The 23,515-nt window shown below is 54.7% G+C and carries 22 protein-coding genes; 20 read left to right on the top strand and 2 right to left on the bottom strand.

What is annotated here, in order from left to right; genetic code table 11:
- Nucleotides 1–284 precede the first annotated feature (284 nt).
- From ACKVOS_RS05870 to ACKVOS_RS05795, 16 genes are all read left to right on the top strand, one after another.
- Entirely contained in the window at nt 285–665 is a 381-nt protein-coding gene (locus ACKVOS_RS05870; RefSeq protein WP_409211082.1) for a hypothetical protein, read from the top strand.
- A 284-nt stretch (nt 666–949) separates the two neighbouring features.
- A complete protein-coding gene (locus ACKVOS_RS05865) occupies nt 950–2,464 on the top strand; it encodes a hypothetical protein (RefSeq protein WP_409211081.1) in 1,515 nt (504 codons plus the stop codon).
- Between the two features lie 78 nt (nt 2,465–2,542).
- Nucleotides 2,543–5,260, top strand: coding sequence for a TonB-dependent receptor domain-containing protein (locus ACKVOS_RS05860; RefSeq protein WP_409211080.1), 2,718 nt, complete (start codon nt 2,543–2,545; stop codon nt 5,258–5,260).
- 200 nt (nt 5,261–5,460) lie between these two features.
- Nucleotides 5,461–6,273, top strand: coding sequence for a type II secretion system protein N (locus ACKVOS_RS05855; RefSeq protein ID WP_409211096.1), 813 nt, complete (start codon nt 5,461–5,463; stop codon nt 6,271–6,273).
- Nucleotides 6,270–8,462: a type II secretion system secretin GspD gene (gspD, locus tag ACKVOS_RS05850; RefSeq protein WP_409211079.1), complete on the top strand. Its 2,193-nt coding sequence runs from the start codon at nt 6,270–6,272 to the stop codon at nt 8,460–8,462. The genes ACKVOS_RS05855 and gspD overlap by 4 nt, the downstream gene beginning before the upstream one ends.
- Entirely contained in the window at nt 8,459–10,015 is a 1,557-nt protein-coding gene (gene gspE, locus ACKVOS_RS05845; RefSeq protein WP_409211078.1) for a type II secretion system ATPase GspE, read from the top strand. The genes gspD and gspE overlap by 4 nt, the downstream gene beginning before the upstream one ends.
- Nucleotides 10,008–11,225 carry a type II secretion system inner membrane protein GspF gene (gene gspF, locus ACKVOS_RS05840; protein WP_409211077.1) on the top strand — a complete coding sequence of 406 codons (1,218 nt, stop codon included), beginning with the start codon at nt 10,008–10,010 and terminating at the stop codon, nt 11,223–11,225. Before gspE ends, gspF begins: the two co-directional genes overlap by 8 nt.
- 3 nt (nt 11,226–11,228) lie before the next feature.
- A complete protein-coding gene (gspG, locus tag ACKVOS_RS05835) occupies nt 11,229–11,675 on the top strand; it encodes a type II secretion system major pseudopilin GspG (RefSeq protein ID WP_409211076.1) in 447 nt (148 codons plus the stop codon).
- Nucleotides 11,647–12,141: a GspH/FimT family pseudopilin gene (locus ACKVOS_RS05830; protein WP_409211075.1), complete on the top strand. Its 495-nt coding sequence runs from the start codon at nt 11,647–11,649 to the stop codon at nt 12,139–12,141. The genes gspG and ACKVOS_RS05830 overlap by 29 nt, the downstream gene beginning before the upstream one ends.
- A complete protein-coding gene (gene gspI, locus ACKVOS_RS05825; protein ID WP_409211074.1) occupies nt 12,128–12,514 on the top strand; it encodes a type II secretion system minor pseudopilin GspI in 387 nt (128 codons plus the stop codon). Before ACKVOS_RS05830 ends, gspI begins: the two co-directional genes overlap by 14 nt.
- Nucleotides 12,511–13,155, top strand: a complete 645-nt coding sequence (gene gspJ, locus ACKVOS_RS05820) for a type II secretion system minor pseudopilin GspJ (protein WP_409211073.1) — start codon at nt 12,511–12,513, stop codon at nt 13,153–13,155. The genes gspI and gspJ overlap by 4 nt, the downstream gene beginning before the upstream one ends.
- On the top strand, nt 13,152–14,138 hold the full coding sequence (gspK, locus tag ACKVOS_RS05815) for a type II secretion system minor pseudopilin GspK (RefSeq protein ID WP_409211072.1): 987 nt from the start codon (nt 13,152–13,154) through the stop codon (nt 14,136–14,138). Before gspJ ends, gspK begins: the two co-directional genes overlap by 4 nt.
- Nucleotides 14,135–15,217: a GspL/Epsl periplasmic domain-containing protein gene (locus ACKVOS_RS05810; protein ID WP_409211071.1), complete on the top strand. Its 1,083-nt coding sequence runs from the start codon at nt 14,135–14,137 to the stop codon at nt 15,215–15,217. Before gspK ends, ACKVOS_RS05810 begins: the two co-directional genes overlap by 4 nt.
- Nucleotides 15,214–15,693, top strand: a complete 480-nt coding sequence (gene gspM, locus ACKVOS_RS05805; RefSeq protein WP_409211070.1) for a type II secretion system protein GspM — start codon at nt 15,214–15,216, stop codon at nt 15,691–15,693. The genes ACKVOS_RS05810 and gspM overlap by 4 nt, the downstream gene beginning before the upstream one ends.
- Nucleotides 15,690–16,388 (top strand): type II secretion system protein N, encoded by a 699-nt coding sequence (locus tag ACKVOS_RS05800; protein WP_409211069.1) that lies wholly within the window; start codon nt 15,690–15,692, stop codon nt 16,386–16,388. Before gspM ends, ACKVOS_RS05800 begins: the two co-directional genes overlap by 4 nt.
- 50 nt (nt 16,389–16,438) lie before the next feature.
- Nucleotides 16,439–17,161: a prepilin peptidase gene (locus tag ACKVOS_RS05795; RefSeq protein ID WP_409211068.1), complete on the top strand. Its 723-nt coding sequence runs from the start codon at nt 16,439–16,441 to the stop codon at nt 17,159–17,161.
- 141 nt (nt 17,162–17,302) lie between these two features.
- Here the strand turns inward: ACKVOS_RS05795 and ACKVOS_RS05790 are convergent, their stop codons facing one another.
- Together ACKVOS_RS05790 and ACKVOS_RS05785 are read right to left on the bottom strand one after the other, a co-directional pair.
- Nucleotides 17,303–18,841 (bottom strand): GMC family oxidoreductase, encoded by a 1,539-nt coding sequence (locus ACKVOS_RS05790; RefSeq protein WP_409211067.1) that lies wholly within the window; start codon nt 18,839–18,841, stop codon nt 17,303–17,305.
- Between the two features lie 142 nt (nt 18,842–18,983).
- On the bottom strand, nt 18,984–19,571 hold the full coding sequence (locus tag ACKVOS_RS05785) for a TetR/AcrR family transcriptional regulator (protein ID WP_409211066.1): 588 nt from the start codon (nt 19,569–19,571) through the stop codon (nt 18,984–18,986).
- A 256-nt stretch (nt 19,572–19,827) separates the two neighbouring features.
- Here ACKVOS_RS05785 and ACKVOS_RS05780 point away from each other — a divergent pair, with 256 nt between their 5' ends.
- The 4 genes from ACKVOS_RS05780 to ACKVOS_RS05765 all read left to right on the top strand — a co-directional run bounded on the left by ACKVOS_RS05780 (nt 19,828) and on the right by ACKVOS_RS05765 (nt 23,319).
- Nucleotides 19,828–20,439 (top strand): TetR/AcrR family transcriptional regulator, encoded by a 612-nt coding sequence (locus ACKVOS_RS05780; protein WP_409211065.1) that lies wholly within the window; start codon nt 19,828–19,830, stop codon nt 20,437–20,439.
- 123 nt (nt 20,440–20,562) lie between these two features.
- Nucleotides 20,563–21,594, top strand: a complete 1,032-nt coding sequence (locus tag ACKVOS_RS05775; RefSeq protein ID WP_409211064.1) for a DUF1611 domain-containing protein — start codon at nt 20,563–20,565, stop codon at nt 21,592–21,594.
- The gene (locus ACKVOS_RS05770; protein WP_409211063.1) at nt 21,591–22,508 is read left to right on the top strand and encodes a hypothetical protein; all 918 of its coding nucleotides are present in this window, start codon (nt 21,591–21,593) and stop codon (nt 22,506–22,508) included. The genes ACKVOS_RS05775 and ACKVOS_RS05770 overlap by 4 nt, the downstream gene beginning before the upstream one ends.
- A 34-nt stretch (nt 22,509–22,542) precedes the next feature.
- A complete protein-coding gene (locus tag ACKVOS_RS05765; protein ID WP_409211062.1) occupies nt 22,543–23,319 on the top strand; it encodes an alpha/beta fold hydrolase in 777 nt (258 codons plus the stop codon).
- The last annotated feature ends 196 nt before the right edge of the window (nt 23,320–23,515 follow it).

Here is a 23,515-nt window from a genome sequence, read left to right as displayed (position 1 = left end):
GGCTTTTTGACGAAGCTGTGTGAAATAAGGGGACGCTCCCCCACATCTATCCAATGAAATTGAACTGATTGTTCCTGCACGCTTTTTCAGGGCGTGCAGCGACGTGTCGTGTAATCGCTGTCGAAGCTGTTCAGCCTTTTAACGGGATGGAGTACGGACTTGTTTTGGATGACAATGTTTCTGGATTGCAAAGATGTTTCATATTTATGACAATTAAATGTCATTTATATTGCAACAATCGTCATTAAAGTGTAATAATTACCTCTGGAAAGAGGAGAATTGTCATGAAATCATTATTAGTCAGCGCTTTATTGGCCGCTAGTCTAAGTGGAGTCGCGCACGCACAGTCCGGTTCCGGTGGCGAGATCGGCTATCCAAAAGGATCGATTGGATATGACGCATTGGTGGCGGGAGATAACCAGCGTGCGGTTTCTCAGATATTGAATGGTGACAGGGTAAGCCGGCGTGACCCGGCGTTGCTTATCAATCTTGGGCAGGCCTATGCCCGCATGGGACGCACTGCCGAAGCTGCTGAATTATTCACGCAAGCGATGCAAAGCCGGGAGTCCGTCGAACTGGTTTTGGCGGATGGACGGATTATGAATTCAAAAGAAGCCGCGCGTCAGGCATTTTCGGGCTTAAAGACCAAAATCGCCACGCGCTAAACCGGACTTGCAACCGGAAACGATCGAATTCAGGTGTATTTGAGGGCGGGTTGCATGACCTGCCCTCTTTATTTTACAGTTAATTAGGCGCTGACATCACGCGATTCCGCTGATGTCACATATGTGCCATAAAAATGACTCCGCAATGAAATCTAATAAACGCAGCGTTGTAACAAGCCGCTTCTATGGGCGGGATGGACAACGGGTGGGGCCTTCGTTGATTCGTCGCTGGTCCGTTGCTTATGCCTGAAATCAGGCGATATTATTAGTTGCGGAGAATCAGAATGTTAGATCCAAAATTGCGCGGCATTATATATGCGACTGCTGCTGCTGCTCTCGTTGCCGGTTGCGGCGCGGATGACATCGCATCGCCGGGTGACGGCAATATTGTCGTGGTACCGCCGCCAGTTGTTGCGCCTCCTCCTCCACCCCCACCTCCTCCTCCGCCAACCGGTCCAGCGGCTAGCTGCCCTGCAGGCACCGTCGATTCCGGTACGATTGCAAATCGCCGGAATTGCCAGATTTCAGGCACGATTACCGGTGCCTTGCGTTTGCAAAACCTTGCAGGCACGATTTACTCGTTGAGTGGCCGGGTCCAGGTTGGTCAGGACTTGGGCGCTGATCCGAATGCTCCCATTGGCGGTGCGACTGCTGGTGTGTTGACGATTGACGCCGGTGTTACACTTTTTGGCGCTTCGGGCGCTGACTTCCTGCTCGTAAATCGCGGTTCGCAGCTTAATGTCGACGGCAGCGCGACGAAGCCGGTTGTCATGACCAGCCGGAATAACGTGATCGGTGCTTCTGGTGCTAGCAGCACCGGTGAATGGGGTGGTCTGGTCATTTTGGGCCGTGGCCCAATCGCTGACTGCGCCGATCCGGCCGCCACTGGGGGTACAGTTGGCTGTATCGCACCTGTTGAAGGCACGAGCGGCGCAAACTTCGGCGGTGCTTCGGTCAATGATAATAGCGGCTCAATCCGTTATCTGCAGGTTCGCTTCTCAGGGTTCCGGGTTGATAACAACAACGAACTGAATGGTATCACCATGGCTGGCGTAGGTGCTGGCACGATATTCGAAAATGTTCAGGTTCATAACAGCTCTGACGATGGTATCGAATGGTTTGGTGGTCGTGTAAATGGTCGGTTCCTTGTGCTGACCGGAAATGATGACGACTCGCTTGACGTCGATTCAGGCTTCAAGGCCGCTTTGCAGGACATTATCGTGATCCAGCGTTCAGATGGTGGTGATCATATCGTCGAAGCGGACTCGACATCGAACGATACCCGTCTTCCACGTACAGACGTTCGTTTTGCGAACTTCACCTTCGTTGGCAGCGCAACGCGTAACACAACACTGTTGTTGCGCGGTGGTGGCGATTACAGCTTCCTGAATGGTGTGATGACGGGCAGCCCACGTTGCATCGACATCGATGGTGCTTCGACCGCGCAAGCCGCCAACGCAGCTGTTGATGAAGATGGTCCTCCAGTTTTCAATTCGGTATTCCTGTCATGTGCGGCTTCATTCACTGACGACGCTGACGTGACCGGAGCCGAGATTTCAGCAATTTTCGGTGCCGGTTCGAACAATACGGCATTGGGCACTTCGACCCTCACAAATATTTTTGTGAACGGAGCGAATGAAAATGCGGTGACGCCATTCAATGCCAATTCTTTGGCAAGCTTCTTTATCAATCGCGCTTTCATTGGTGCGGTTCAGGACAGCAACACCAATTGGTGGGTTGGTTGGACGTGCGGCTTGCCTACTCAGGCATCCTGTCTCGTCGTTCCCGACGCAGGATAACCAGCGCCACTCTCTATACCCGAGGGGCGGCGCACATTTGTTGCCGCCCCTTTTCCAATTCAAGGCACGGAAATTATCATGAAACGCATTTTTGGAACCGCCCTATTGCTGACGTCAGCCCTCATTGCTCCCGCAGCGTTGGCGCAAGATTCAGCTGAACCGCAGAACGCTGAGACAAGCCCGGAAGCGGCTGCTGATGAACCGGTTGAAGAAGAAGTGGAAATTTCCGGTCCCGGCGCGGACGCTGGTGATGTACAGGAAATTGTTGTGCAAGGGCGCTACATTCCGAATGTGATCCGGTCCACTCCAGAAGTTGTGTCGGTATTGTCCGCAGCGGATATCGCCAGAACCGGTGAAGGCGAAGTTGCGGGTGCATTGCAGCGCGTAACCGGATTGTCGGTCGTTGGCGGTAAATTTGTGTATGTGCGTGGCTTGGGTGAGCGTTACTCTCTCGCGTTATTGAACGGTTCGCCATTGCCATCGCCGGAACCACTTCGCAGGGTTATTCCGCTGGATCTTTTTCCGACAAGCATCCTGGCGTCTACCGTTGTCCAAAAGAGCTATTCAGTGGATTATCCCGGTGAATTTGGCGGCGGCGTGATTAACTTGACCACGAAGAACGCACCTAAAGAAGCCTTTCTTGATATCGGCTTTGGCGTAGGCGGGGACACTGAAACCACATTCGAAGTTGGACACACCTATTTTGGCAGCCGCGGTGATTGGACGGGCTATGACAGCGGTGAACGATCACCCAAAGGTCCGTTCGCTGCTGCGCTTGCATCCGGTAAACGAATTCTTGCTGGCGCGGATTTTAGTGTCGGAGAAATTCGCGACATCACCGCAAGCCTCAGCAACTCACGCACCAACGTCATCCAGCGTAATCTGGACATTCAACCGAATTTCAGCGGTGACATTGCCTTTGGTAAAACATTTCCAATTGGCGCGGCAGATTTGGGTGTCATTGCGATCGCGGGTTACAACAATAACTGGCGCACACGTGGCGGCGTCCAGCAATTTGGTAATATTTCGAGCGGTGCCAATGGAAACTTTTTGGAACCAATCCGCGACTTTGACTTTTTATCGACTGAAAATCGCATCATTGTGAACGGCATGGTGGGAATCGGGCTGAATTTTGGCGACCAGAAAATCAAGTTCAACAATCTGTTTATTCGCGACACCCTGAAAGAAGCGCGCGTTGCGTTGGGCAATAACTTTGACACGGTTGGACCTAGCCCGACCCGTCCAGATGCCACGATCCAAACCGGGATCACGAGCTGGTTCGAACGGCAGTTGTTCGATAGCCAGCTCATCGGCGAATTCAAGTTCGGCGGCGTATCGCTGGATTTACGCGGCACATATGCCAAGTCGCAACGTGACGCACCGTATGAGCGATCCTACAGCTATGTTTTCAATGAAACATTTCAGGATTATGTAAATGATCTGCGTGCGCCGGGACAAGAAGCATTTGTGGCGTTTAGCGAACTCGACGATACGGTTTGGTCGGGTGCTATCGACCTCGCATATGAAGTTCCCAGCGAATATCCGTTAACGTTGCAGGCCGGTTATTATTATTACGACAACACGCGTGACTCGATACGTCGAGATTTTCAATTTCAACCGCAAGCCGCTTTAAACCCAGCTGTTGCGCAGCAGCGTATCGATTTCCTGCTGAGTGATTTTAATGTGTTCAGCTATAATGTCTTGCTCACTGAAACCACCGGTGGTTTGGGTTCGGCGGCATTTACCGCAGGTCTGCGCGTCCATGCCGGGTACGGCATGCTTGAAATCGAGCCAGTTGACGGCGTTACGTTGAACGCGGGTGTTCGGTATGAAGATGGCGCACAGTTCGTTCAGCCGCTTGCGCTCTTCGGTATCGCAGCGGCGCCGCGTACCGATTTGAACAATGACTATTTCCTACCTGCAGGAACGATAACCTGGAATTTTGCGGAAGATATGCAGCTTCGTGTTGCTGGTTCGCAAACAATTGCCCGGCCACAATTTCGCGAGCTGGCACCGCAACCATATCGCGATACAGACTCCGGCCGCACATTCTTCGGGAACCAGTTTTTGAAGGATTCGCAACTGACCAATCTCGAGGCGCGCTATGAGTGGTATTTCGACCGGGATCAGCGGTTCACGATTGCCGGTTTCTGGAAAGATATTTCCAACCCGATCGAAGCCGTCGCTGTTCAAGTGGGATCCAGCTTTTTCACGAGCTTCGCAAATGCGCCGAAAGCAACGCTGTACGGTTTGGAGTTGGAAGTGCAAAAATACTTCCCGTTAGAAAATGTGGGCGGTGATTTTTGGGCTGACCGGCGATTTGCGGTCGTCGCCAATTATACATATTCTGACTCCGAAATCAAAATTAAGCCCGGCGACACGACCATCAGCTTTACCAGCGCGCCGAATCCGGTTTCTGCGTCATCGGTGTTTGACACGAGCCGCAAATTGCGCCTTTCGGGCCAATCCAAGCATCTGGTCAATCTTCAGCTTAGTCTTGAAGATACGTCAAAATTATCCCAGCAGTCGCTGTTGTTGACATATACCAGTGACCGCACCACGAACCGGGGTCCGAATGCTTCACCTGACTTTGTGGAAAAGCCAGGGTTGCGCGTTGATGTTGTTCTGCGCCAAGGTGTGCTGATTGGCGGCAAGGAGCTTGAATTCAAGCTTGAAGGCCGCAATTTGACCAGCACGGATTATAGAGAGCAACAACGGCTTGGTGACTCTGTTTTGAACATAAACAGTTATGATTTGGGCACGAGCTATGCTGCAAGCCTGACCGTAAAATTCTAACCGCATTCATACCCCCCACTAACGGCGGTGTATCTTTACCGATGCACTGCCGTAGTTTTTCCCAAATCAGCACCATCGGTCCGGCTTTCCATCGTCATTAAAATGTAATTTTAATGTCATGCTTAAGTCATGGTGCCGCCTTACTCCCGCAGCGTAGTGTCGAGAATCACGTTGATAAAAGGGTGGCTGTTTTGGCTGGGGTGAAGTTCAATCTGCAATCATTTCGGTTGAACGCCATTCCGTTTGCGAAATTGGCTTTGGGATTGCTTGCGGTAACGGTTGCCATTCAATTGGCCCGTTTGATGTTCGTGCTTGCTACTCCATTAGGCCCATTGGGCGAATGGCGCCCCGCTCCGGTAAATAGTGTGCCCTTATCGGCACGCAGCGCGTTGTTTTCCGGCTTTGATGCCTTTTCCCGAAGCGAAGCTGCTGCTGCCGGAACGGAGAATGTAACGTCGCTCAGCCTTACCTTATACGGCATCCGGTCAAATGAAAATTCGGGCGGCGGTTCTGCGATTATTGCGGGCGAAGACGGGGTCCAGAACAGCTATGCCGTTGGCGAGGAAGTGGCATCGGGCGTAACCCTCGACTCCGTGGCGTTTGATCATGTGATTTTGTCGCGTGGCGGGGTGAAGGAATCCCTGTATCTGGATCAATCCGTTCCGGCCGAAAATATCGCCAATGGCGACGTGGCTGCAACGAGCGTCATGCCGCAGGTTTCTGCATCGACCGGGGCCGAATTGAACGCGGAAAGCTTGCAAAAATCTGTCGGCCTTGCGCCGCGCAACGAAGGGGGGCGTGTTACCGGCCTTGTTGTGCAACCACGTGACGATGGCACTATAATGCGTCTTGCCGGTTTTCAGGAAGGCGATGTCATCGTTGCCGTTAACGGACGCCCTGTTTCATCCGCCATTGACGTCGCCTCGCAATTCCGCCCCGGCACCCGACTGAGTGTTGAAGTCGAGCGCGGTGGTTCAAAAATACCTATTGCTATCAATCTGGAAAAACCGTGACCCATAAAATACCACTCTGGCTGGCGTGCGCTGCCCTCGTTTTGGCGGCGCCATTGTCGGCGCAACATTCGCTTAACGTCCGCGACGCCGACATCAGGGCATTTGTTCAGGATGCTGCGCGGGTCACTGGACAGACGTTTATCGTCGATGGACGGGTTACCGGGAAAGTCTCTGTTGTCACCGACAGGCCCTTGTCCCGTTCCGAATATTTTGAAGTATTTTTATCGACCTTGCGGGCCAATGGCCTGGTCGCAATACCGATGCGCGGGGGCGGATATCGCGTGCAACCGTCGGAAGGTGCGGCAACCCAGCCCAGCCGCGTCGGCAGCAAGTCTGCAGCGCCCAGCCAGTTTGTAACCGAAGTATTCCGCCTGCGTTCGATCGATGCGACGACAGCAGTCGAAACGCTTCGACCCCTGGTCAGCCGCGAAGGCTCGATTACCGCAAACCGGAATGCAAATAGTCTGGTTGTTGCCGATTATGCCGATAATCTGCGTCGTATCCGTGAACTGGTTCGCCAGATCGATCGGGATTCGGCGGCAACGCAAATTGTGACATTGGACAATGCCGGCGCGCGCGAAATCGCGACGGCTTTACAAGGTTTGGCCGGGCAGGGCGGTGGTGAGGGCAGCCGCGCACCCGTGTCTGTGGCCGCTATAGACAGCAGTAACGCGATTGCCTTGCGCGGTGATCCAACATCAGTTGCCCGTTTTGCCGCCATGGCGAAGCAGTTGGACGCACGCGCGCAATCAGGCGCGGAAATCCGGGTATACCGGCTGGAACATGCAAACGCGGAAACTTTATTGGAAACGGTGCAGTCCCTGATCGGGGGGCAAAATAATGCGGCACCCAATGGAGATTTGCCCCCGGTTGCTTCTACTGCGGGCAATGGCGGCGCGGCTCCGTCGCCCGTTTCGGCTCCGGTTGTGGCCGTATCTTCTGCGACCGGCATGAACGGTATTGGTGGACGGGGACCCGTCGTTGTAACCCGATATGAAGGTACAAATGCGCTGATTATCGCGGCCAATCCCGAAATGCAGCGCACTTTGGGTGAACTTATCCGGCAACTCGATAGCCGTCCTGAACAGGTTCTAGTAGAGGCTATCATTGTCGAAATCGGTAATGATGCGGCCAAGCGGCTGGGCGTGCAATTTCTGATTGGTGGTGAAAATATCCCGTTTGCGGCGACGAATTATTCCAACGCGACCCCCAGCATTTTGACCATAGCAGGTGCCATAGGCGCAGAAGAATTGTCGCGCACCACCACGACCGTGAATGGCAACACGACCACCACCGAAACCAGCAGCGCGCTCGGCGACAGCTTGCAGGAAGCCGCGGCGGCCTCGATACTCAATGCAACGGGCGGCTTTGGCGGCTTTGCGCTTGATATTGGCAAGAACGCGATTTTCGGAACCATTATCAATGCCATCGCGGCGGATACGGAATCGAATTTACTGGCAACTCCGCACATCGTCACATTGAACAATCAAAAGGCGAAGTTTCTGGTCGGGCAAGAGGTTCCGGTCAGCACCGGGGAGCAGCTATCGGCGAATTTCGAAAATGCGTTCCGCACAGTGCAGCGTCAGGAAGTCGGCATAAAATTGGAGGTTACACCCCAGGTCAACGCACAAGGGGATGTGAAGCTTTTTCTCAAGCAGGAAGTGTCCAGCGTCGCCGGGCCGGTTTCTGCACGGTCCAGCGACCTGATTTTGAACAAACGCGAATTTGAAACGACGCTTACCGTCGGCGACGGGCAATTGCTCGCTATCGGGGGGCTTTTGAATGACGATGAACGGCGGACCATCGAACGCATTCCATTGCTCAGCGATATCCCGCTGATCGGTGAATTGTTCAAATCGCGCAGCCGCAATCGCAGCAAAACCAATTTGATGGTTTTCATTCGCCCCACCATATTGCGGAACCGGGCGGACGGCGATGCCGTTACCGCGCGGCGATATGGATATGTCCGTGACATGCAACTGGCGCGCAATCCGGATCGCGAGCCGAGCATTGATGAATTATTGCGGGATTATATGGGCGCTGTCGTCCCGGTGGCGCCGAAGATTGGGCCCGATGATGTCGTGTTGGGTGCGACCGACACATTGGCGCGTCCGCCGTCTGGCGGGCCATTGCAACCATCCGACCCCCCGCCTAGCGATGTTTCCTCCACCAACGGAGGTGGGCTATGATTATCCGGCGCGGTGAAACCGAATTAACCGATTCCGCGCCGACGGACGACTCCGGACCCGGTGCTCCCGTGCCGAACCCGCCCCTTCTTGACTTGCCTTATGCTTTTGCGAAGGCGCATGGCGTTGTGTTGCGGCACGAACATGAAAACCGCATGGTCGTAGCCATGCGTAAAGGTGCCGATCCATTGATGTTGTTGGAGGTGCGTCGCTATCTTGCAATGCCCTTCGACGTTGAAATAGCCGATAATGCGACCTTTGACCGGTATTTGTCCGATCATTATGCAATGGACGGTTCGGCCGCCGCGATGGCCGGATCAATCGGCGCTGGCGACAGTGATTTGTTGTCGGATATGTTGCCCAGTGCGGAAGACCTGCTCGATAGCGCGGATGACGCACCGGTTATCCGGCTGATAAACGGCATCATTGCCGAAGCCGTGCGGCAATCTGTTTCGGATATCCATATCGAACCTTATGAAACCGGTCTTGTCGTGCGGATGCGAACCGATGGTGTGTTACAAGAACGGCTGCGTTTGCCCGCAAATGTTGCACCGGTAGTGGTCAGCCGTATCAAGGTAATGGCGCGCCTCGATATTGCCGAACGACGTATCCCGCAAGATGGCCGCATCGGTCTTACGCTGGGCGGCAGATTGGTCGATGTGCGCGTTTCGACATTACCCAGCCGCGCCGGTGAACGTGTTGTGATGCGAATTCTTGATAAGGAAAATGCCGGTATTTCGCTCGATCTGCTCGGCATGTCGGACGAAACGCTGAAAATATTGAGCGATGCGCTGGCCGAGCCCAATGGCATCATATTGGTAACAGGACCAACCGGATCAGGAAAAACCACAACTTTATATGCCGGGCTGAAAAGCCTGAATGACGGCACCCGCAATATCCTGACGGTCGAAGATCCGGTGGAATATGCGGTCGACGGCATTGGCCAGACACAGGTCAATGCCAAGGTCGGCATGACATTCGCCGCAGGGCTTCGCGCCATTTTGCGGCAAGATCCGGACGTCGTCATGGTCGGGGAAATCCGTGACCGGGAAACAGCCGATATCGCCGTGCAAGCCGCGCTGACCGGGCATTTGGTGTTGACAACCGTGCACACAAATGACGCGCTGGGCGCGATTACCAGAATGCGCGACATGAAAGTGGAACCATTTTTGCTGGCGTCCACCTTGCGGGCGGTAATTGCACAACGGTTGGTTCGGCGATTATGTCCACATTGCCGCGAAACCGAACAGGCCGATGGCAATGCAGCGTCATTGCTTGGCTTTGACAAAGGCACGGCTGTGTTCAAAGCCGTGGGATGCCCGGAATGCGGCCATACTGGTTTTCAAGGACGCATTGGTGTGTTTGAGGCAGTTCGCGTCGACGATACGATCCGTCGCTTGATAAATGACGGCGGGGATGAAGCCATTTTGGCACGGCACGCCTTCGTAAATCAGCCCAATTTAAGCGCCGCCGCACGCAAGCTTGTGCGTTCAGGCCATACGACGCCAGAAGAAGCCATCCGCATCTCACGGCGTGAAGACGTTCAGGATGCCTGATTTTGCCTATCACGCGATTGATCCGGAAGGCCGCGAAAAACGCGGCCGGATTGTTGCTGTAAATGATGATGTCGCGCGCGAGCGGCTCACCGAGAAAAAATTCTACATTGTAAGTGTTGAACCGGCTGCAACCTTACCGTCGGCTTTATCAAACCTGCCCTTTCGCCGCCGTGCCCGGCTGAATTCCAAACAACTAACCCTTTTCACCCGGCAATTATCGTCGCTGGTCCAAGTCACACCATTGGAAGAAGCGTTGCGGACCATCAGCCGTCAAAGTGAACAGGCGCATGTCCGTACTATTTTAACAGAAGTACATTTGGGCGTCGTTGAGGGGCAACGGCTTTCGGATGCCATGCGCCGCGAAAGCACCAGTTTTCCCGCGCTTTATCGGGCGATGATTGCGGCCGGCGAAGGCGCTGGAACTTTGCCGCTGATTACCGAACGGCTTGCAAATTTGCTCGAACGGCAGGCGGAAATGCGGGGCAAGTTGATCGGTGCGCTTGCCTATCCAGCGGTGCTCTCGCTTGTTGCGATATTGGTTGTCATGGGGTTGATGGTGTCCGTTGTGCCGCGCGTCGTCGAACAATTTGACAATGTTGACCAGCAACTGCCCCTGATTACCCGCATCGTGATCGGCATATCGGCCTTTCTTGCAAATTATTACTGGGCGATTTTGCTGGTGTTGCTCGTTGGCATAGCTGTTTTCTGGCAAGCATTGAAGCAACCGGCATTCCGGTTGTCGGTCGACCGGGCGATTTTGCGCGTTCCCGTGCTTGGAAAGTTACTCCGCAATCTTCACGCGGCACGGATGGCACGGACTTTGGCAACGATGGTCGCCAGCCGCCTGCCGTTACTCGAAGGCCTGCGCCTTACCGGCGGGACGATCCGGAACAAGGTGTTGTCAGGCGCGAATGAAGAAATTGTCGAAGCCGTCCGCAGCGGGGGCAGTCTTTCCGGGGCGATGCGCGCCAGCGGTGTCTTTCCCCCTTTGCTGGTGTACCTGACCGCCAGTGGTGAAAGTGCAGGGCAGCTTGATCTGATGCTGGAACGTGCGGCCGAATATCTGGAGCGTGAATTCGACAATTTCACCAGTGCAGCCTTATCCTTGCTGGAACCCCTGATTATCGTGGCGATGGGCGGGGTTGTGGCAATCATCATTTTGGCGATATTATTGCCGATCCTTCAACTGCAAAATCTTACGGGACTTTGAGCAATGCCGTGTACACATAATCACTCACCCGCCGCACTACCGGCGATGCCAAAGCACAATGGCTTTACCCTCGTCGAAATGATGGTTACCCTTTTCATTCTGGCGCTGCTGACCACTGTGGTTGCCATCAACGTGCTTCCAAATCAGGACAAGGCGATGGTGCAAAAGGCAAAGGCCGATATTGCCGTTCTGGGTCAGGCCCTTGAAACATACCGGCTGGATAATTTGCGCTATCCCGACGCAGGGATTGGCTTGCAAGCTCTTGTAACGCCGCCATCAACGAGCGGCACACGCACGCAAGGCTATATCAAAAAGCTACCTAATGATCCTTGGAACCGGCCGTATCAATATAGCAATCCGGGCCGAAATGGCGCATTCGACATATATTCGCTGGGGGCCGACGGTGCACCCGGGGGCGAGAATGAAAATGCGGATATCTACGGCGAATAAGCCGCATCTGTTGCCGAAAATTCCGAGGAACGAGCGCGGTTTCACATTGGTGGAATTGATGGTGGTTATCTTCATCATCGGGCTGGCAAGTGCCGCTGTGGTGATGACGGCGCGCACGTCCGATGGCGGCGCGCGTGACGAGGCGGAGCAGCTCGCGGCGCGAATTGCCGCACTGCGTGATCATGCGATCCTGCAATCGCGGACCATGGCGGTTTGGATCAGGCCGTCCGGCTACGGGTTTGAAACACGTTCAGACGGAAACTGGACACCGTTACAAGCGGCGCCTTTCACTTCAGAAGATTGGCGGCGCGGCACATCTGTGAAACTTGATGGCAATTCGCAAGTCCGGGTCGCTTTTGACAGCACTGGCCTGCCTTCGAGTGCCGCCGGTATTCGCATTACCCGCAGCGATGCAACGGTCGTTGTTAATCTGGCGGCAACAGGAGATGTGCGTGTCGCCCGGTGACTCCGCTTTGCGCCGTAACGGTTTTACGTTGCTCGAAATCATGGTCGCGTTGGCGATTTTCAGCCTCGCGGCGTTGGCGATGGTCCGGCTGCAAGCCTATTCGGTCCGCTCCACCGCTCATTTGGGCGAAAGCAACATGGTTTGGCAGGTTGCGCGCAATGTCGCGGTGGAGATATTGTCCAATCCCGCACCGCCAAACTTGGGCGAAACTGGCGGCGAAGAGGTCAATGGTGGCCAGAACTGGCGATGGACAGCATCGACAAGCCAAACCGACGATGCGCGGCTTGTGCGGATTGAAATCAATGTCGTGGGCACGGGGATCGCATCATCGCGAAAGGCGCAGCTTACAATCGCGCGGCCGGTGTCCGAATGATATCGGCGCGCAACCCCGAGGCTGGCTTTACGCTGGTCGAGCTGCTGGTGGCGCTTGCCATTTTTGCGCTGATTTCCGTTGCCGGGGTGATGCTGTTGAGGTCGGGCAGCGAAACCCAGATTGCGGTGAAGGGACGGCTTGAGGAGCTTTCGCGCAGCAACCGTCTGTACAACAGCATCGAGGCCGACTTGGCGCAAGTCATCGCGCGGCCCGTGCGCGACACCTCCGGATTGCCCGTGCCTGCCTTTACCCAAGGCGGGGCGACGGTCCCTGATGCCTTATTCGGCTTTGTTCGCACAGGATGGTCCAATTTTGACGAAGCCCCCCGCGCCGGGTTGCAACGCGTCACTTATGTCTTGCAGGACGGAAAATTGAAACGGTTGAGTTGGCCCATGCTTGACGGCGCGTCGCCGGTGGATGCGGCAGTGATATTGGACGATGTGAAATCGGTTCAGATGCGGTTTCGGGACGAACGCGGTGAATGGCGCAGTGACTGGTCTGCCATCGACCCCGACGCATTGCCGCGTGCCGTCGAACTACGCCTGACATTAGCGGCCAAAGCGGAACAGCGGATGCTTTTTCTGGTGGGATCACAGGCGCGACCCAAGCCGCGCGAAGACGATGAAGGGGCGGCCGGATGATGTCGTTGAAACCATCCGAACGCGGCGCTGCCTTGTTATCGGTGCTGCTGATGGTTGCCGTGCTGGCGGTTATTGCCGCGACCACGCTTGACCGGTTGGCGCTTTCGACCAAGCTGGCGGGCAATGGCAATGCATTGTCGCAGGCCCGGATGTTCAGTTACGCCGCAGAGTCTATTGCCAGCGCCCGTATCGAAGACCTGATCGCACGCGATGCTGCCCAGACAACTTTGGCGGGCAATTGGCTGGGCAGGGAACAGGTGTTGCCGATCCCTGTCGGAACCGCAACCGCGACGGTAAAAGACGGCGGCAATTGTTTTAATCTTAACAGCCTTGTCACTGATGCCGAAAACCGGTTTCTCGCCAGTGCGGCGGGACAGGATCAGTTTGTATCATTGATGGTGGTTTTGGGGATCAATGAAAATGTGGCGCGCCCCATAGCGGCGGCCGCGACCGACTGGGCGGATACCGACGGCGCCAGCCTGCCCAATGGTGCAGAGGATGACGCATATAGAGGCAATGAAATGCCGTATCTCCCTGCAAACCGGCCGTTTGCCCATCCCAGCGAATTGCGGGCGGTCAGGGGCGTTACCCCTGCCATCTATGCCAAGCTGCGCGGCTGGATATGCGCGCTTCCCGACGCAAGCTTGTCACCGCTGAACGTGAATACATTGCTGCCCGAACAGGCGCCCTTGCTGGCCATGCTATTTCCACCGGGCAAGCTTAGTCCTGTTGCCGCAAGGAGTTATCTCGCCAAGCGACCAGCGAATGGCTATGGCAGCCTCATTCGATTCTGGGAGTCACCTGAATTGGCGGCGTTGGAGCCGACACTTCCGGTGCGAGGGCAAGTAAAACTGACGAGCAAATATTTCCTTTTGGACACACAGGTGTCATCGGGCGAACTGGTATTGGAAGGGGAGGCGTTGATTGTCGGCAGCCCCGCACCGGCGCACGTCATCTGGCGCAGTTGGGGGGAAAAGGAATGAGCGTGCTCGTTACGCGTTTCCCTGTGTCCGCCACGGATGTCCCGGAAATCTGGCGCATAGTCGACGGTAAATGGGCGGCCTGTGGTTCACTTGACCAGTTCCGGCCCGATGGTGACGATGATCTGGTTATGGCAATGGTCGCGCCGACCGACGCAAATTGTTCCTGGTTGCCGTTATCAGATATGGAGCCGCGTCAGGCCGAAGGTGTCGCAAAATTGCGTATATCCGAACAGGCATTGGGCCCCGTCCATGTTGTGGCGCGACATGGTACCGATGCCACCCTTTGTGCCGCGATTTCCCCCGCCGCAATGACATGCGGCATCGATCAGTTGAAAAAATACGGGCTGGATCCCGATATTGTCATCCCTTTCGGACTGGTGGTTGACGGTTTCGCCGATCAGGTTGTCCGGGCCGAATATGACGGCTTGGCGATATTGCTTGGGTCGGGCTTTGCCGTTCCCGACGAAGCGATATTCCGCGACTTGATAGTCGGTGACAAGCCGGTGGTCGAAATCGAAACAGAACAGCTCCGTTCGATGGTACTGACGGCCAGCGAAGCGCCGAATCTGAATCTGCGCGCAGGGCCCTTTGCCAAGAAAACAGCAACAATTTGGGCCACAGAGGCGCAACGCACATGGATCATTCGTCTGGTCGCCGCGCTGGTGATTGCCACCATCCTGCTGGCAATAACGACACTGGCCAAATATTGGCTGGCGACTTCGGCGGAAAATGAACGCGCCATTGCGTCAGCGCAAAAAATAGATCCCAAAATAAGCGACATTGGCCAAGCCGAAGCGCAGCTTGACCTCGCGATGCAGCAAAAGGGACAGGCCAAGGGCCGTTTTGGCGCACTATCCGCCGGACTGTGGCGCGCCGTGCAAGCCACGCCGAACGTCACCGCGCGCGAATTGAGATATGGCAAAGACGGTATATTGATCGCGGTTCTGGCGGCGCCCGACGCCAACAGTTTGAACACCGTGCTGATCGCCATCCAACAGGATGGGTTTCGCGTCACGGCAACGCCGCGACAGGACAGCAGCGGCGCTACGATAGTCGATCTGACGATGAGGATGCCATGATACAGGCCCTGCACAACTGGTTTGGCAATTTAAGCATTCGTGAACGCTGGATGGTCGGTGTCGCAGCGGGCCTGACCTTGGCGACATTGTTGGTTTTCGCGATTATCATGCCCGGCATATCGGCCATTGACCGTGCGATATTGGCGCATGACGAGGCAGTTCAGCGGCGCGGCCGGATCGAGGCGACGGTTGCAGCTTCGCTTACCCAAAAGCCGCCGGTGATAACGGCCAATAGCGCCAACATCGACCTGGTCGTGACCCAAGGCGCTGCGGAACAGGGGTTTGACCTGATAAAGGCGGCAAATGCAGCCCCCGGTCAAATGTCTTTTCGTATCGATCAGGCGCGCTCTCCGGCATTGCTGGCATGGCTGAATGATCTCGAAATGCAGGGCATCATTGTGCAAAGCCTGGCCTTGCGGGGCGACCCGAACGGCAGCGTAACGGTTGAGGCGGAATTGCTTCAGGTGTCGCAATGACAAGCCGCCGAATTTTTATCGGCGCATCGCTGTTGCTCGTCACAGCGATGCTGATTTTCATGCCGTTGCGTATGGTTGTCGGCGGCGAGGGGGTCACAGCGCGGAAGGTTGAAGGTATTATCTGGGATGGTTCAATCCGCGATTTGCGCGTGGGCAAATTGCCGATTGGCGACGTCAACGCACGGCTGCATTTCCTGCCGCTGTTGCTTGGTCGTGCGGAAACGTCATTGTCGCGCGGGGATGCACCATATGCTCCGGGAATTAGCGGTTCATTTTCGCGGCGTTTTGGTGGATTTTCCATCGACGGCCTGAAGGCGCGTTTGCCGGTAAATTCCGTTTTTGCTCCGCTGCCCGTTGAATCACTGGAGCTACAGGATTTTTCTGTCCGATTTACCTCGGGCCGTTGCACACACGCAAGCGGGACGGCGCGGCTAGCGTTGGCCAATATGATACCCGGTCTGGATTTATCGAATGGGTTGTTGGGCAAACCACGTTGTGATCGCGGGCAATTGCTGCTTCCGCTCAACAGTCAATCGGCGATGGAGCATTTCGACATACGATTGGCGGCGGATGGAAACTATACCGCAACGATTTTTCTTGAAGGCGACCGGGAAGACCAGTCGGCATCCCTGACGCTGGCAGGGTTCCGTTCGGTTGCCGGCGGATACCAAATGGTCCGGAAAGGCCGGCTCTGACCTCTATAATCGAAACCATAAGCGGCTTTTTATCTGTGGTGCCGCTCTGGATGCTCATGATTTGGCTTGCTGTTTTGGGTGCGGTTTGGGGCAGCTTTGTATCCGCTTTATGCAGCCGATGGCCAAATGGGGAAAGCATTGCCACCGGCCGTTCCCGCTGTGACAATTGTGGCCGACAAATTGCCGGCTATGATTTGATACCCGTTTTATCGTTTCTGATTTTACGGGGGCAATGCCGATATTGTGGTCACCAGATCGGGCTCTTGCCCCTTACCACCGAACTGGTCTCGATAGCGGTCGCGCTTATTCCTGTGGCATTCCTGCCGCAGGATCAGGCCGTCGGCCTCGCCCTTTTTGCATGGTTGCTGTTACCGTTGGTTCTGCTGGATTGGTTCCATTTATGGTTGCCCGACCGTTTGGTGCTTTTGCTGACGGTTTTTGGATTTGTCCTGGGCCCTTTGCTTGCGCCTGAAATAGGCATGATTGACCGTATTATCGGCCTTTTAATCGGTTTTTTAAGCCTGCAAGCCATCCGCTATTTCTATAAAAAATACCGGAATATCGACGGCATGGGGGCGGGTGATCCCAAATTATTTGGTGCCCTGGGTGTTTGGCTGGGTTGGCAGGCGCTGCCAATCGCGTTGTTGACGGCGAGTTGTGTCGGGTTGGTACTCATCTTGCTGACATATCGGTCGAAAAAGCCCGAAGACGCCGCTTTTCCGTTGGGCAGCTATCTGGGAATGGGGGCCTATATTGCCGCGATAGTGACGTGATTGTCGCTGACGGGATCCAGAAAATTTGGCCCGTCCGTCAAATAACAACTGGGGAGCTGCGACGGACGGGCCTTGGGATCGTCATTGTCAAAACCAAATGGGAAGTTTCGCTTTGACGATACCAATTCGATAAAATGTTTCTCACGCTCCTTTTGCGATGAACTCTGCCGCACGCGATGCGATCATTGCGACGGCGGCATTGGGGTGACCCCGGACAAGTTGGGGCATGACGGAGGCGTCTGCGACCCATAAGCGATCCAGGCCGTGCACCTTTAACCGTGGCGAAACGACACCTTCACCGGCATTCCCGATGCGACAGGTTCCGGCGGGATGATAGACCGTCTGCAGATTCCGGCAGATTTCGGAAAACAGCGCGTCATAATCTTTGATACCGATACCCGGGGAATATTCTTCGGCGATATGATTGCTGAACGAAGGTTGTCCGGCGATTTTCCGGGCAAGCAGGACAGCGGCGATAATAGCCTTTCGATCCAACCCGTCCTTGTCCGAAAAGAAGCCAAAATCGATTTTTGGCGGCACTTGGATGTGGCGCGTTGTCAACGAAACCGACCCGCGGGAATGGGGGGCGACGAGCGCTGCGCCAATTGTAAAGCCGTGAATCGCGGGCGGCTGCAGTGCTTGTTCGCGCCATTCGAACGGTGCGAAGAGTAATTCAATATCCGGTGCGGACAATTTGGGTGAGGACCGTGCAAAGGCTATGGCTTCGGCGGCATTGGATGCGAGGGGACCAGATTTTTTGAATATATATTTCAGCAGATTCTTGGGCGATTCGGCTGTTTTATAGGTATCCGTATGTGTCGTCTGGAAAACCGTGGCCGCCAGGGGATGGTCTTGCAAATGAAGCCCCACATGGGGTGAATCGCGATATGTCTCGATGCCCAATGCCTGAAGGCTTGCCCCGTTTCCAATGCCGGATCGCAAAAGCAAGGCAGGCGTTTCTATCGCGCCAGCCGTCAAAACGACACCAGCGCGCGCGCGCGCGGCGTTCCGCCCCTGCGGCCCGTCCATCATGACGCCAACGGCCGTGCCATTTTCGGTGATCAAATTGCTGACCGTCATACCGGTTAACGTAACCAGATTGCGCCGCCGCATGGCAGGTTTCAGATGGCTGTCATACACGCTGTGTCTTTGGCCGTTGCGAACATTGCAATGCGCGATCCACGCGCCTTCATACGCGCCGCCATTATAGGAATCGCCGGAATTTCCGATCACGGATCGGGCGGCGTCAACAAAGTCGCTTGCCGCCGCATGGGCGTGGGCATTTGGCGCGCACTCCAGCCTGTCCTCCATTTTGGCAAAAACGGGCGATACGCTGTCCCAACCCCAGCCGGTTGCACCGGATTCGACCCAGGCAGCGAAATCGGCCGGATGGCCCCATTGATGGATCATCGCATTCATATTTGCGCTGCCGCCGAGCATTTTGCCACGGGGTATATATATGTGACGTCGGGCTGGCCCGCTTATCGGCGCGCTTTCATAATTCCAGTCGCAACCGCTTTTGAAGAGTTTCGCAAATCCGGCAGGAATTTTGATGAAGGGACTGCGGGGCTTGCCGCCCGCTTCGACAAGTAGAACCTGATTCTTCCCATTGGCAGACAGCCGGTCCGCCAGCACACAGCCAGCCGTACCCGCCCCGACAATGATATAATCAACAACCACTTAGAAGCTCCAGCCGAATTATGATTTGCGAATGCCACAACAGAAAGACGTTGCAGATCTACCGCTCACCCAGGATTACTTCTTACATAGTATTACTATTATTGTAAATATGATTTAAGTGGTATTTGCCCTGACCCGAGGCTTAATGGTGGGTCATCCATCGTTCCAATATCGCTTTGATGGAGTCGATGATATCATCTTCGGTGACGAACGGGTCCTTTCGGGCGAGTGCAAAGCATGATTCGTTTAGCAGGCCGAGCAACGTCAGGGCCGTTGCCCGCATACGGGATTGCGATACGGGCCTACCACCAAGAAGCAATTGCAGCGCTGGCTCTATTGATTGCAGGGCGATCCCGCTATCGATTTCTTTCCATTGCAAATGGCCCAAGATGCCCGGTGCATCAATCAGGACGATCCGCAAATATTCCGACTCCTGCGACAGCCGGAGTGACGCCCGCGCCCCGGCCAAGAAACGCTGAAGTGCGTCTGTTTCGACAATCGCGGACTTAAAAACTTCGCTGTCGAATTCAATTTGAAGATGCTGCACTACCAGGGCAAACAGTTCCTGCTTGCCCTTGAAATGATGAAAAAATGCCCCCTCGGTTACACCTGCACAACGCGCAATCTCGTTCGTGGTAGAATGCGCGTATCCTTTTTCAGAAAAAAGCACGCGTGCCGCCCTGACGATGTTCCCCCGAGTAATGGCTGCATCCGCGGCGCTCCGCTTCATAGCCAATCTCCTTCTCTCTCCAAGATTAGCATTTTCATAGTAATGCTATCTAGTCAATCAGAGTTTTTCCCGAAACGGATGGAATTCTTCAAGTATTAGAATAATGAATTTTGACGCGGGTAAATGACCGCCTGCGCCAAAACCCACACATTCCCGTGCGTTTGCCGTGTCTCATCAGGTAAAATACACAATTGTCACGATTAAGCGAAATCAAGTTACACTTGACCGCAATGCAACACTATTATTAAGAGCAATTATGGGGAAAAAAAGCGCTGCGGAAGCAGAAAAAACTAGAAAATCGATAGTATCGACAGCACGGCGGTTGTTCGCCGAGCTTGGATTTGCTGGTGCGACGACAAGTCATATCGCGAAAACAGCCGGATTGACCGAAGGCGCATTTTTTCATCACTTCAAGGATAAAAAGGCGTTATTTGCCGAGGTGGTAAAAAACCTGCAGCGCGAGTTCGCGTATGAAGTTGTGATGCGCGGCAGAGAGGGGGCCGATGCCCTCGAAGGATTCATGATCGGCGCCCGCGCTTCCATCGAGCTTTCGCAAAAACCCGAATATCTGCGCCTCGTCCTGATCGAAGCGCCTACAGTCCTGGGGGGCAGCAACTGGCGCGAGATTGATGCTATCACTTCACTCTCGGTCATCGAACCAGCCCTTTCCGCGATCGCAAAGCGTGAAGATATCGAAATTCGCCAGATCCGGCCCATGGCACTGCTGACATTAGGGCTGCTGAACGAAACCGCTTTTGCGTTGGTCCGGAGTGACGGCACGATTACGGTCGATGACGTGATTGATGTGCTCGAGATATCGATCAATGACTGGTTGAAACGCGTGCAGTCCAAATCAAAAGCAAAATAATTGGAATAAATTCACGGCCCCGCCCGTTCGGTATTCAAAAGCACTAACTAGGAGGCTTTGAATATCATATGACACATACCACAAAGTATCAATCCAACCCGGGCAGAACGGCTGCAGTTGCGGTTGGGCCAGGCCAAGCGTGCGTATTCCACGCGGCATGTCGATTTTACGAGAGCTGACCGGCTGGTTCGATCCGGGCGGACACCCAAGCCGGGCGATATTGTACTGGCGCGCGTAAAATCCATTGGCCAGCACGCACGCATAGAGAATGTGCACGGACGCCGCGGACATTTATATGTCGGGGACGAAATTATTGTCGCATATGGCAATCGATATGCCCCCGACCAGTTCGAGGCTTTCGTTCCTTCGGATTTGGAGGATTGCGATCTGGTAGCAGGCGGCGGTGTGGCGTCTCGGATGACACGCAAGCATGTGAGCATGAAAAATCCGACCCGTATCGAGATTATCGGGCTTCTCGTTGCAGAAGATGGCGCGATCCTCAATCTCGGACAATTTGGCATCATGCCCAAATCCGAACTCGAGCGGCCGCAACTGGTGATTGCAGTGGTCGGCAGCTCCATGAATGCGGGAAAGACAACCACGGCCGCTGGTCTGGTTCATGGGCTGGGTCGCGCCGGATTTCGCGTCGGTGCCGCCAAAATCACAGGAACGGGTTCGGGTGGCGATTTGTGGACCATGCGCGATGCCGGTGCCATCACGGCTCTGGATTTCACCGATGCCGGACACGCTTCCACATTCAAGGTTGATGTGCACGAATTGGCACAGGTTTCTGCAAAGCTGCTCGATAGTCTTGCCTGTGCCGGAGCCGATATTGCAATTGTCGAAATTGCGGACGGTCTGTTGCAAGAAGAAACAGCCGCTTTGGTCGAAATGGCTGCGGCGCACGGGTGGTTTGACGGATTTGTGTTTGCCGCCGCCGATGCGATGGGGTCCGCCTTTGGCACAAAGTGGCTGGCGGAACGTGGCATAACGCCGATTGCGGTATCGGGACTGGTATCTGCGTCACCGCTGGCCGCCAGTGAAACGGCCAAATGTGCCGGGGTTCCGGTGGTAACATTGGCTGAGTTACGCGACCCTATTAGCGTCACGAAAATTGTGTTCCGCCCACAGATCGAAACGCGCGAGGCAGCGTGAAAACGCCCACTCTTATTTCCGGCAATCGACGTATTGTTGCATTGGCCCTGGCAATCATTGCCCTCACACAAGCCACACTGGTCGTGGGATTTGCCAATGCAATCGGTGACTTGGTCGCGCAATCCCAACAGCGCGGCCAAGTCACATATCTGCCGGCATTCGCCTTTTCGATTGCAATGGGAATCGCAATGTTGGCGGAACGTGCGACCGCCGAGCGGTTTGCCCAGTCTTTTGTGCTGGATTGCCGGAGGAGTATTTTTGAAAATGTCGTCCGCAATAGTGGCGATGACCGTCCGGCGCGGTGGTTGACCGCTCTGGTCGGAGACTTAACCGCGATACGAAATTATGCCGTGCGCGGATCGGTGAAATTATGGACAAGCTTGTTGGCCGGGATCGCGGCCAGTTTCTGGTTTTGGCTGAATTATCCGACTTCGCAGTTCGTACTCATGCCATTTCTATTGGGCCTGCTTTTGTTGCTGGGCACCGCATATTTTCTGAGATCTGCGATAGCAGTCCAACGAAACACGCGCGGAAAGCTGAACCGCTTTCTTATGCGTCGGGTGCAAATAGAAGCATCAGGACAATCAACGCCGCGCCGTCATGGATATCGCCGCCTTCAGGATTTGTCCGAAGACCTAAGTCGGAAAGTTCAGAAACGGGCGTTCATCTTTGGCATCATGGAATGCATTGCGATCATTTGCGGCGGATTATCCGCAGTGCTGGTAATAATCATTGACCGAAATCCTGCCTCCAACGCCATGATAATTGGTCAAATTTCGCTCATCGGGTTCATCGCCACCCGCCTTTTGGAAACCGCGCGAGCCATGCACGCACAGGCAGGCGGCCAGATTGCACTCAACCGCTTGAAAAGACTTCTCGCGATTGCGCCGATCAAAAGTACCGCCGAATTGTAAGCGCTCGAAAAGTTCAACAGTTAAAGGGAATTTTATGCTTAAATCTGTCCGACGTGTGGATTTTGTCCCGGGAATTTCGACAAAAATACCCGATAGCTTTACCGCGATCGTTAGCCCTGATGCCCCCACTTTGGTGGCGGTTCACGGGATAAGTCGCAACGCGGCGGAAATCGCGACGCGATTTGCAAGCCATCCCCAGTTTCGCGACGTCAACATAGTCGCCCCGTTGTTCGAACGGCCCAAATTCGGCAAATATCAACAATTGCTGGCGCGAAGATCACGCGAAACCCCGGCAGACGAGGCACTGTTTGCCTTGCTGGATACGCTAAAATTGAACTCCGCGCCGCACAATCGCAAATTCTCGCTATTCGGTTTTTCCGGTGGCGCGCAGATGGCGCTCCGTATGACTATTTTGTACCCGGAAAGAGTAAGCCGTCTTTGCGCGGTGTCGGCTGGCTGGTATCTGATGCCCGATGCCGAACTGGCATATCCTTTCGGCATTGGCAGTGGTTGCCCGAAGCCTGTGCAACCTGGTGCGTTTCTGACCGTGCCGACCACCATCATGATCGGCAATCGTGATACGGGAGTTGATGCATCCGTCAGGCAGGAACCCGTGATTGTGACCTCCCAGGGCAAGAACCGCCTGCGCAGGAGTCGGACTTGGGTAAAGACCATCAACGATCTTGCCGCTGCTCAGGGAAAGACCCCGATTGCAAATCTTATCACGCTTGAAAACGGCACGCATGATTTTGGACAATGCGCGCGGGAAACGCCTCTGCTCGACCACGCCGCGACGGCATTGCTCCTGTAACAATAGTATTTTATCGAAGAGAAAAAATGGGAATTGATTCAATGAACAGCAAAATATTCTTAATGTCGATGTCCCCCGTCAGCATTCAATAGACAGACTGGCTGCATAAAATAGGAGAGTGTTTTGGGTTCATCGTAGTGACTGTAAGGAACGAAGATGAACGCAAAACACTCAAAGCCGTCTGCTGGGGCGGTTG

The organism is Sphingorhabdus sp., from assembly GCF_046154385.1.
In the GTDB taxonomy this organism is placed as follows: Bacteria; Pseudomonadota; Alphaproteobacteria; order Sphingomonadales; family Sphingomonadaceae; genus Sphingorhabdus_B.
The sequence above is the reverse complement of the archived record's forward strand: the minus strand, read 5'-3'. Positions and strand labels throughout refer to the sequence as shown.

What these genes read in the sequence shown, in the direction of transcription:
- gspK (WP_409211072.1), top strand. Translation starts at nt 13,152, where the DNA reads ATGATGTCGTTGAAACCATCCGAACGCGGCGCTGCCTTGTTATCGGTG.
- ACKVOS_RS05870 (WP_409211082.1), top strand. Translation starts at nt 285, where the DNA reads ATGAAATCATTATTAGTCAGCGCTTTATTGGCCGCTAGTCTAAGTGGA.
- ACKVOS_RS05800 (WP_409211069.1), top strand. Translation starts at nt 15,690, where the DNA reads ATGACAAGCCGCCGAATTTTTATCGGCGCATCGCTGTTGCTCGTCACA.
- gspJ (WP_409211073.1), top strand. Translation starts at nt 12,511, where the DNA reads ATGATATCGGCGCGCAACCCCGAGGCTGGCTTTACGCTGGTCGAGCTG.
- gspE (WP_409211078.1), top strand. Translation starts at nt 8,459, where the DNA reads ATGATTATCCGGCGCGGTGAAACCGAATTAACCGATTCCGCGCCGACG.
- ACKVOS_RS05860 (WP_409211080.1), top strand. Translation starts at nt 2,543, where the DNA reads ATGAAACGCATTTTTGGAACCGCCCTATTGCTGACGTCAGCCCTCATT.
- ACKVOS_RS05795 (WP_409211068.1), top strand. Translation starts at nt 16,439, where the DNA reads ATGCTCATGATTTGGCTTGCTGTTTTGGGTGCGGTTTGGGGCAGCTTT.
- ACKVOS_RS05830 (WP_409211075.1), top strand. Translation starts at nt 11,647, where the DNA reads ATGAAAATGCGGATATCTACGGCGAATAAGCCGCATCTGTTGCCGAAA.
- ACKVOS_RS05765 (WP_409211062.1), top strand. Translation starts at nt 22,543, where the DNA reads ATGCTTAAATCTGTCCGACGTGTGGATTTTGTCCCGGGAATTTCGACA.
- gspM (WP_409211070.1), top strand. Translation starts at nt 15,214, where the DNA reads ATGATACAGGCCCTGCACAACTGGTTTGGCAATTTAAGCATTCGTGAA.
- gspG (WP_409211076.1), top strand. Translation starts at nt 11,229, where the DNA reads ATGCCGTGTACACATAATCACTCACCCGCCGCACTACCGGCGATGCCA.
- ACKVOS_RS05810 (WP_409211071.1), top strand. Translation starts at nt 14,135, where the DNA reads ATGAGCGTGCTCGTTACGCGTTTCCCTGTGTCCGCCACGGATGTCCCG.
- ACKVOS_RS05780 (WP_409211065.1), top strand. Translation starts at nt 19,828, where the DNA reads ATGGGGAAAAAAAGCGCTGCGGAAGCAGAAAAAACTAGAAAATCGATA.
- gspF (WP_409211077.1), top strand. Translation starts at nt 10,008, where the DNA reads ATGCCTGATTTTGCCTATCACGCGATTGATCCGGAAGGCCGCGAAAAA.
- ACKVOS_RS05865 (WP_409211081.1), top strand. Translation starts at nt 950, where the DNA reads ATGTTAGATCCAAAATTGCGCGGCATTATATATGCGACTGCTGCTGCT.
- ACKVOS_RS05785 (WP_409211066.1), bottom strand. Translation starts at nt 19,571, where the DNA reads ATGAAGCGGAGCGCCGCGGATGCAGCCATTACTCGGGGGAACATCGTC.